At 58.9% G+C, this 7971-nt stretch carries 8 protein-coding genes and 3 pseudogenes; 3 read left to right on the forward strand and 8 right to left on the reverse strand.

Going from position 1 to position 7971, the window contains the following annotated elements:
• Nucleotides 1-281, reverse strand: a 281-nt coding sequence (locus AC0L3E_RS34145; protein WP_473606851.1) for an FAD-dependent oxidoreductase, incomplete at its 3' end; no start/stop codon positions are given.
• 711 nt (nt 282-992) lie between these two features.
• On the opposite strand from AC0L3E_RS34145, the pseudogene AC0L3E_RS34150 reads away from it, so the two are divergent.
• Nucleotides 993-1662, forward strand: a pseudogene (locus AC0L3E_RS34150) (AAA-type ATPase lid domain-containing protein); the annotation flags it as partial.
• Between the two features lie 10 nt (nt 1663-1672).
• Here AC0L3E_RS34150 and AC0L3E_RS34155 read toward each other — a convergent pair.
• Both AC0L3E_RS34155 and AC0L3E_RS34160 read right to left on the reverse strand, forming a co-directional pair.
• Nucleotides 1673-2263, reverse strand: coding sequence for a hypothetical protein (locus AC0L3E_RS34155; RefSeq protein WP_473606852.1), 591 nt, complete (start codon nt 2261-2263; stop codon nt 1673-1675).
• A gap of 173 nt (nt 2264-2436) precedes the next feature.
• A pseudogene (locus AC0L3E_RS34160) lies at nt 2437-2675 on the reverse strand (IS110 family RNA-guided transposase); the annotation flags it as partial.
• 199 nt (nt 2676-2874) lie between these two features.
• Between AC0L3E_RS34160 and AC0L3E_RS34165 the strand changes: the two are divergent.
• Nucleotides 2875-3078 carry an aspartate 1-decarboxylase gene (locus AC0L3E_RS34165; protein WP_473606856.1) on the forward strand — a complete coding sequence of 68 codons (204 nt, stop codon included), beginning with the start codon at nt 2875-2877 and terminating at the stop codon, nt 3076-3078.
• Nucleotides 3079-3217: 139 nt separating this feature from the next.
• Here the strand turns inward: AC0L3E_RS34165 and AC0L3E_RS34170 are convergent, their stop codons facing one another.
• The 5 genes from AC0L3E_RS34170 to AC0L3E_RS34190 form a co-directional block, all read right to left on the reverse strand.
• Nucleotides 3218-3403: a hypothetical protein gene (locus AC0L3E_RS34170; protein WP_473565042.1), complete on the reverse strand. Its 186-nt coding sequence runs from the start codon at nt 3401-3403 to the stop codon at nt 3218-3220.
• Between the two features lie 313 nt (nt 3404-3716).
• Nucleotides 3717-4307 (reverse strand): NodA family N-acyltransferase, encoded by a 591-nt coding sequence (locus AC0L3E_RS34175; RefSeq protein ID WP_473606853.1) that lies wholly within the window; start codon nt 4305-4307, stop codon nt 3717-3719.
• A gap of 443 nt (nt 4308-4750) precedes the next feature.
• Nucleotides 4751-5488, reverse strand: a complete 738-nt coding sequence (gene fabG / locus AC0L3E_RS34180; protein ID WP_473606854.1) for a 3-oxoacyl-[acyl-carrier-protein] reductase — start codon at nt 5486-5488, stop codon at nt 4751-4753.
• Nucleotides 5489-5801: 313 nt separating this feature from the next.
• Complete coding sequence (locus tag AC0L3E_RS34185; RefSeq protein WP_473565045.1) at nt 5802-7010, reverse strand: beta-ketoacyl-[acyl-carrier-protein] synthase family protein; 1209 nt, start codon at nt 7008-7010, stop codon at nt 5802-5804.
• Nucleotides 7011-7286, reverse strand: a complete 276-nt coding sequence (locus AC0L3E_RS34190; RefSeq protein WP_473565046.1) for an acyl carrier protein — start codon at nt 7284-7286, stop codon at nt 7011-7013.
• Nucleotides 7287-7885: 599 nt separating this feature from the next.
• Here AC0L3E_RS34190 and AC0L3E_RS34195 point away from each other — a divergent pair.
• Nucleotides 7886-7971, forward strand: a pseudogene (locus AC0L3E_RS34195) (co-chaperone GroES); the annotation flags it as partial.

The following is a 7971-nucleotide window of genomic DNA, read 5'->3' on the forward strand; positions in this document are numbered from 1 at the left end:
AGGATGAGGTAGCCGCCTTCGCGAAAGCCGATATCGGCGTCGGCGCCGAACTCTTCCTTCAGCCGCCGGAACAGCTTCAGCGTGAACTGCGACAGGCGGATGTTTTCCGGGATCGAGAATTGCTGGCGGATCGAGGCCATCGACAGCGTCGTTGCCGCATGCGCGAATTGCGGGTCGCGCTCGACAAGCGCGATCGTGCCAGAAAACCCTTGCTCACGCAGATAGTAGGCGATCGCAGAGCCGACGATGGCTCCTCCGATAATAAGGATGTCGTAACGCACGTTTTGTCGCCTTTCCGGTAACCGTCCGTGTCGATCACACAGCCGTCAGCATGATGTCGAAGCGCGTGCCGCGGCCGGGCGCGGCTTTAGCCAGTTGAAACCTGTTATGGGATGCCCTGTCAGCGAGCCCTAATGCAGCTGCCGGTCCTGCTTCACGGAGCAAGTCGTCAGCTCTGTCCGTCTTCTCCTAGGTGAACTTAGGCTCATTACGCCGAAGTATCCTGTCGCCGTCTTGCGGTAGGGATCAACCATCTTGATGATGCCCTTCAGTCGGAGATCGAAAATATGAGGCACTGATGCCCCGCGCGCTGCTCGAGATCCTGCCCTCGTCCTTCATTGACGCCCTAGCTTATGTCCGGCGACGGCTCGGTGAGAGCCAGACTACGGCGCAACTTCGACCGGGCCAATGTCGAGTATCGTATCGCGGGCGACTTGGCTGTAATCAATCTGCGCATGAGTGGTAACCTCGTCCTGCTGGCTTGCCATTTGGCGCTCTTCGCAAATGCTGTTCGGCGACGGATATGCCGCCCACTGAACGTGAAAGTCGCGGTGAGCGTACCATTGACAGCGATTTGCGGTCGCGAAGGTTCCATGAATTTCTTTGAAGGATCTGTTGCAAACAAGGACGCAACGAGATTGGCGGGTCGAGTGCGGCGCCGAATTCGATAGCAAATCCGGCGCCGATCGCGCTTCAAGCGATGAGATCGCCAATCTCCCAAGACGATTAAGGTCGACGTCCGCGTGATTGCCGCCACGAACAGGAACCTGGAAGACGCTGTTGCAAGGAACGAGCTACGCGCCGACTTTTATTATTGCATCAGCGTTGTTCCCTTGCTGGTGCCGCCATTGCGTGAACGGCGCAGTGATATTCCGCTCCTTGCCGCTTCGATTTCAAGAATTTCAACAGCGAAACACGGCCCTACGATGGTGTTCGATCGGAGTGCGACTGAAGTGCTGATTAACTGTGCTTTTCCCGGAAACATCCCCGAGTTTGAAAATTGCGTGCATCGGACGGGGACCCTGGCAGCGGGAGCGTCAATCGTCAGAAGCGACCATGATTGCTCACACGGCCGATGCCTTTCCGCCATGCTATGGAAGCACGCATCGAAGGAGACTGCGCCGAAATCCGAGCCGATCGCACGATCGCCACTGAACCCATGCAATCGTCTGGTGCTTTTGCTTCGGCCGCCGTGCGGCCCCGCCTGTTGACGGCGAGCAGGCACTGCCAGCGCCTGCTCGGATAGGCCTCGTAAGCGACAGGGACATGACCGATCGCGAGCGTCTCATCGCGGCGATGGAAAGATCCGGCTGGGTAAAGGCAAAGGCAGCGCGCCTGCTGAGACTGACGCCGCGCCAGATTGGCTACGCGCTGAGGAAATAGGGTGTCGAGATCAAGTGTGTCTGAACCGGGCTGTCGGACTTTCGATAAGGTCGGGGCGCGACATAGCGACGAACTCGTTTAATGAGGACTTGCCTGTGTAAAACCACTTCGCCGGGTAGCCGGACAGTGCGCTGGCGTTGTCGAAGGAGTTCGTGCCAAAATCCTCCCTGTAGTATCCCACCGTATGAAAGATGAAGGCATCACGTTCGATATCGACGAGAGCGATAATGTGCGGCTTCCACCCTAACCTCGGATCGAAGCCGCTCGTCGGATGCTGGAAACGTGAGTCAACGCCCGCGCTCAGATAATCCTTGCTGCCTCCATCGAGGACGTGTTCGCCGAATCCGCAGAGCTTGTCATTGTCCTCCCCAAAAACATGCGGTTTGTGACGGTTTCCGTCACCGGAGAGTTCGTCCCATGCCTTAGCGCCATAGGATTGGTGGTCGCCCTCGCGGGCCAAAGATTGATAGTCGCCCCGACAAGCGTCGATTCTGTCGCTGCCATCACGACCCAAGCTCACATCGTGCCGCTCGTCGTCGATTGCTTCGGGAGCTGGTTTACCCCTAAGAAGCTGTTTCAGCTGCAGGATAAATTTTCTCATCGCAATCTCCCGATGCCCCTCACGACGAAGCGCCTTGTATACCGCTCGTCAAATCATGGCGGTAATCGTTTGCCGTTGTGAATATATTTAGGGGATGGATGTTTTCACGTGCTCTCGATGAGGGCTGCTTTTGCGCTAATTCAACCTCCCTCAATGGAAGCAGTCGGTGCGGATCAGCCGCAGCGCCTTGAGCGTCTCGCTTCGCGGGTCCAGCGAAGCTCGTGTGCATCGACGAGACGGCCTCTCATGCGACGCTGAATGACGGCGAGCTCGCGGGCAACAGCAACTCGGGCTGGAGCCATGCCTCGCGGTTTGGCGACGTTCATGCCCCACTCTGAGGCCCGACCATTTTCTTGCTAAGACGAGCAGCCAATAAGCCGCGTTTGTAGAGAGCCGTGCTGGCCAGTTGGTCTGGTCACCGCATCGGCTACAGGCTGGCAGTCCTGCGCGCGGCAGCTCAGCTGCTCGAAGGCGCCAGCCTCGCTGACCGCAAGAGCATTGCGCCAAATGCGCTCGGCATCCTCGCCCTGCCCTGCAAAGGGCCAAGGAACGGCAGAGCCCTAGGCAAGTCCAATTATGTCAACGCGGACCTGATCGCACTCTTCGTTGCCATGACCGCAGCCGGAATCCTGCCGAACGAATTCGTGGAGATATGGAACAAGAATTCCGGCGCCCGGATTTCCCCTATGTCACCCTCGGCGATGGCGGTTCACGATGCTGCATCCATAGCCGAAGCTGCGGCTCGCACCTGTCAGCCCGACGGCCCGATTATTATCTGCAAGGAAGCCGCGGATCGTCGCCTTCGATCGGGATAATCACCTACGCGACCGCCTGAGTTACTCCGTCGATCTTGACACAGACGGCCGCCCAAGCAGCATTGAATTGGCCTTCGGCAAAGTGTTTCCCGCCAGCGCCAGCGCTCACCAGCGCTCGAACGCTCGATCCGGTCACATATCAGCGTTCGTCGATCGGTGGCTTGGCAGCAAGGCCGAGCCTAGCTCGTTGGCCATCGGCGAAATTCTCGGCGGGAGACTGTGTCTTGAACCGGAGAGCTGTCAGTTTGCCGTCCTCGATAATATGAACGAACCATCCCTCACCGCAACGCTTGACGCGCACGTCATTAGGTTCGCCAGCCACCATTGCTGCCCCCTCATTTCGTTGCACAACGTGAGACTGGAAGTCGTTCCCGTGTGTCGGAAAAACACGGGATCTTACGTCACGTCAGGCACGGATTTTGCGAAGCCGGTGCTTGGTCGATTTCAGCGATTCATGTCCGGAACGTCCGTGCGCGGAACTCGCGCTCGGATCGATTTAGAGGCGCAGATTTCTGTATTTTAATTCGGCTTAATCATCCACAGCAAACGCGCATAGGAACGCGTATTCAGTCCGAGTAGCTCTGCAAAAGCCCGCTGCTCAGGTGCCTCAGCGCCATCACGCGGCACTCCGAGATGTTTTATAGCTCCGGACCGTTCCTAACGATCAGGGTGCCGGTTGGCCACTCGCTCATCGAGTGTCCAATCGGCACAACTACGACCAGCACGTCCTCGTCTCGCGTGGGCGGCAGGTCGAGATAAACATCTGCGAGAGTGGACCGCACGCGAACGCCCGAGACAATCGCCGCCAGGCCGTCTCTGCAGAACCTCTCCATATGGTTCCGCATCGCGTGCCGAACGGTGCCGAAAGCGAATGGAACTCCAAGCTGCCGCAATATTGGATATAAAACGCGCATTGAATGACCGATCCCTTGTCCCTCAAGATCCGCACGCACCCCGTACAACCCCAGGTCAGCCACCAGGAGCTCGACCTCGTCAACCTTGATGAACCGGCGTAGTATGCCGATATGAGCCGCTACGCCGTGCGCGTCGTAGCTGATTGCGCGGAGTTCCGGCCTCGCACCGGCCCAGCTACGGCCGCCTTCGAATGGCTCTGAGTTGAAGGCCCCAGTCGGTCCGTAGGTCTTTCGGAAAAACTCGGAGAGTTCGACATGGTCGGCCTGTTGCAAGTCACTTTCCCAGCACAACCTCCACCGCACGTCAGAGCACATGGAAAGACCTCATCTTTGTTGCTGTTTTGTTGGGAAGCGCCTAGCAGAGGGACGCTTGTCGCATCGAGCCGGCTCGATGTAGCTTGCGCAGGTCACCGAAGAACTAGCCACAACGAACACGCGTCTCCGCTGCGTTCCGAGTACACCGGAAGGCGTACACCGGAAAAATACTGCTCGGAACCAATACAAACATCGACAGTTACCTTTGGCTTACATATTTGAAGTCTTGCTATGCAACATTCTGCGGGATTGGCAAAATCGTTTGTTTCGATGAATGCATTCCACGCGATGGATGAGAAAGGACATGCGTTTCAAAGAGTTTGTCCTAAATCTCCGCCCAAGGCGGCCTTGATCACGAGGCTTCGACCCGGCCAGTTAACCGACCCGCTCGGCCCAGACCACTATCTGGGTGGGAATCTTCGGGGCCTACTGAACTTTTCACGCTAAATCATTGCCATACCACCGTTCACATGAACGGTCTGGCCGGTAATGTAGGCGGCCTCGTTCGAAGCCAGGTAGACCACAGCCGAGGCGACTTCCACGCCGGTGCCCATGCGCCTGGTCGGAATGGTGGCCATGATCGCTTCTTTCTGCTTGTCGTTCAGCTTGTCGGTCATGGCGGATTCGATAAAGCCCGGCGCCACGCAGTTCACTGTCACGCCGCGTGTTGCGATCTCGTGCGCCAGCGATTTGGACACGCCGATCATGCCAGCCTTTGAGGCGCAATAGTTCGCCTGGCCGGGATTGCCGGTCACGCCGGACACGGAGGTGATGTTGATGATGCGGCCGTTGCGGCGGCGCATCATCGAATGGGTCAGTTCGCGTGTGAGCCGGAACATGGCGGTCAGGTTGACCTCGAGGACCGCGTCCCAGTCGTCGTCCGACATGCGGATAAAAAGCCCGTCCTTGGTGATGCCGGCATTGTTGACCAGTATGTCGACGCCTTGGAGATCGGCTTCCGCCTTTGCGCCCAGCGCCTTGACCTCGTCGCGGTTCGAGAGGTTCGCCGGAAACAGTTTTGTGCGCCCGCCAAGCTCGGCAGCCAACGCATCGAGCTTTTCGACACGCGTGCCGTGCAGGCCGACCGTCGCGCCGTGCGCGTGCAGCGCCCGTGCTACGGCCTCGCCGATTCCACCGCTTGCTCCGGTGACGAGCGCCTTGCGGCCGGTCAGATCGAACATTGTTATCGATTTCCCTTTCTAAGGACTGGCTTCGCATGGAAGCGGCCATTGGCGGCCCTGCGTGCCTCCAGACAGTGTCGGGTAAAAGCTTTGGACAAACCTCGAGCCGAACTGAAGGACCTCGCTTAACCTTCCGGGTAGCGGTAGGTCCGCCGCTTCAACAGTTGAGAATTTTGCAAAAACGAGGTCCGGTTCGTCGACCTTCCGCCGCCACTTGGCGCATTCACGAGGCGGTCCAAGGGACGTCCTTCACAACCGTGATCCGGCAAGGATTGGATGTGAGAGATAGAGTTACTTGCATCTCGCATGGCTTTTACACCTGCTTGAACGCCAGAACTGCGTTCATGCCGCCCATGGCGAAGGCGTTGCTCAGTGCCACGCGCACCTTGCGTTCGCGCGCCATATTGGGCGTGACGTCGAGATCGCAATCGGGGTCTGGCTCGCGATAATTGGCGGTCGGCGGCACGATGCCCTCCTGGATCGCCATCACGCAGGCGATCATTTCAAGTGCGCTCGCTGCGCCGAGGCAATGCGCGTGCATGGACTTGGTGGACGAGACAGACATCGAATGGGCATAGTCTCCAAAGACGCGCTTGATCGCCGCCGTCTCGGTTCGGTCGTTGGCCTTGGTGCCCGTGCCGTGGGCGTTGAGGTAATCGACGTCCTCGGCATTCAGCCCGGCGTCGGCAAGGCAAGCGCGCATCGCGGCCTCCGGCCCCTCGATGGACGGCGCGACGATGTGGAAGGCATCGCCGGAAAGGCCGATGCCTGCAATCTCGGCAAGCATTGTGGCACCGCGCGCCGCTGCATGCTCATAGCTTTCCAGCACGGCCATGCCCGCACCCTCACCTATCACCACTCCCTTCCTGTCGGCGGAGAAGGGCCGGCAAGTATCCGGAGCGAGGGCGCGCATTGCCTCCCATGCCTTCAGCTGAACGCATACGAGTGGCGCTTCGGCGCCTCCAGCAAGCATCACGTCGGCTCGGCCGAGCCTGATCTGATCCGCCGCCGAAGCGATCGCATGGTTGGCTGATGCGCATGCAGACGCGATGGCAAAGACCGGGCCGCGCAGGCCGAGGCTCATGCTGACCTGGCTGGCAGCGGCGCTCGGCAATCCCTTTGGTGCAGCGTAGAGGCCAGTACGCTTCGCGCCGTCCAAATAGAGGGCGCGGTAGGTTTCTTCGACCGTTCCCCAGCCCCAACCGCAGACGCCTACTGTCGCGCCGAAGCGATACGGATTTCCCTCGTCGCAGGAAAGTCCGGCGTGTTGCATCGCTTCGCGCGCTGCAAGCACAGCGAGCAGGCTGAGGCGGTCCATGGAGACGAGCTGGGTGCGGCCGATGTCGTGCTTCGGCAGCTCCTTTATCTCGGTACCGACAGTGCCCTTCATCTCATGAAGCTCGGAAGTTACCATCGGGCGGATGGCGGAGCGGCCTTCGCGCATCTCTTTCCAGATAGAGGCAGCGTTGTTGCCCAGGCCGCAAAGCCCGCCCATCCCAGTAATGACGACTCGCCTATCCAATCAGACCTCCTTCGCGAGCAAACCGCGAACGGCTTCCACCATGTCGCCGACATTGTTGAGATTCGACCAGGCGTCGGCCGAGTTCATGTCGATCTTGATGTCATAGGCCTGCTCCACATCCCAGAGGAGATCCGCCAAACCCAGGGAATCGACTCCGAGCGAGGCTAGTTCGGTGGCAGTCGTTATTTCGCCGATATTGGACACGCTCTCGCCGCTTTCCGATTCGAGGCGGTTCTTGATCGTGGCAATGATTTCCGTTGCGAGTTGATCAGCCATTCTGTTTTTTTCCATAATGATGCCTTTTGACGTGGGCGCGGCGCCAGGCCTTTGCCGGTCACGTCGCGACGTCACACGACAAGGGTTCGGGCGATCGGGGCGTGTGAGGTGCTTCCAATGCGAGATTCCGAAAGATTGATAAAATCGTTTGTTTCGATAAGACGCATCCACCTTGTGGATAGAAATACATTCCAATGAACCGGCAAGCCCTCGTCATAAATCCCGCATGCCCCCTCCCACGCAAAAGCTCGGCACGTCTCGGGGCGAGTAGATGCTCAGCGCCCGACTTGCTCTCTACGGCGCGACGAACCGCGCCGGCGGTCGCGGAAGGCACAAAAGTTAACCATCCGCAGGGTGGATTCATCCTGTGGGTCGAGCTCCGAACACCGTCGATTCGCTGAACTCTTTCAGGGTTGCATCGCCCGGAATATCGCGATCGCCCACCCTGTTGTCTTGACTAGCGCCGCGCCACGGTTTATCTCACCGCCACGTTAGCACTCGCCTTTGCTGAGTGCTAACTGCAGGTCCGCACAGCCGGGCTTTGTACGTGTCCGGCGCCGCCGGATGGTGTTTTCACCACTCTCATCGAGGAAGAAAAAATGGCAAAATCGAAGTTCCGCCCGCTTCATGACCGCGTGGTCGTTCGCCGGGTCGAATCCGAATCCAAGACCGCTGGCGGGATCAT

The organism is Mesorhizobium sp. WSM4822 (assembly GCF_055811155.1).

Excerpts from the sequence above, each read along its gene's own strand:
- AC0L3E_RS34155 (WP_473606852.1), bottom strand. The coding sequence starts at position 2,263 with ATGAGAAAATTTATCCTGCAGCTGAAACAGCTTCTTAGGGGTAAACCA.
- AC0L3E_RS34165 (WP_473606856.1), top strand. The coding sequence starts at position 2,875 with ATGACCGCAGCCGGAATCCTGCCGAACGAATTCGTGGAGATATGGAAC.
- AC0L3E_RS34175 (WP_473606853.1), bottom strand. The coding sequence starts at position 4,307 with ATGTGCTCTGACGTGCGGTGGAGGTTGTGCTGGGAAAGTGACTTGCAA.
- AC0L3E_RS34190 (WP_473565046.1), bottom strand. The coding sequence starts at position 7,286 with ATGGCTGATCAACTCGCAACGGAAATCATTGCCACGATCAAGAACCGC.
- AC0L3E_RS34170 (WP_473565042.1), bottom strand. The coding sequence starts at position 3,403 with ATGGTGGCTGGCGAACCTAATGACGTGCGCGTCAAGCGTTGCGGTGAG.
- fabG (WP_473606854.1), bottom strand. The coding sequence starts at position 5,488 with ATGTTCGATCTGACCGGCCGCAAGGCGCTCGTCACCGGAGCAAGCGGT.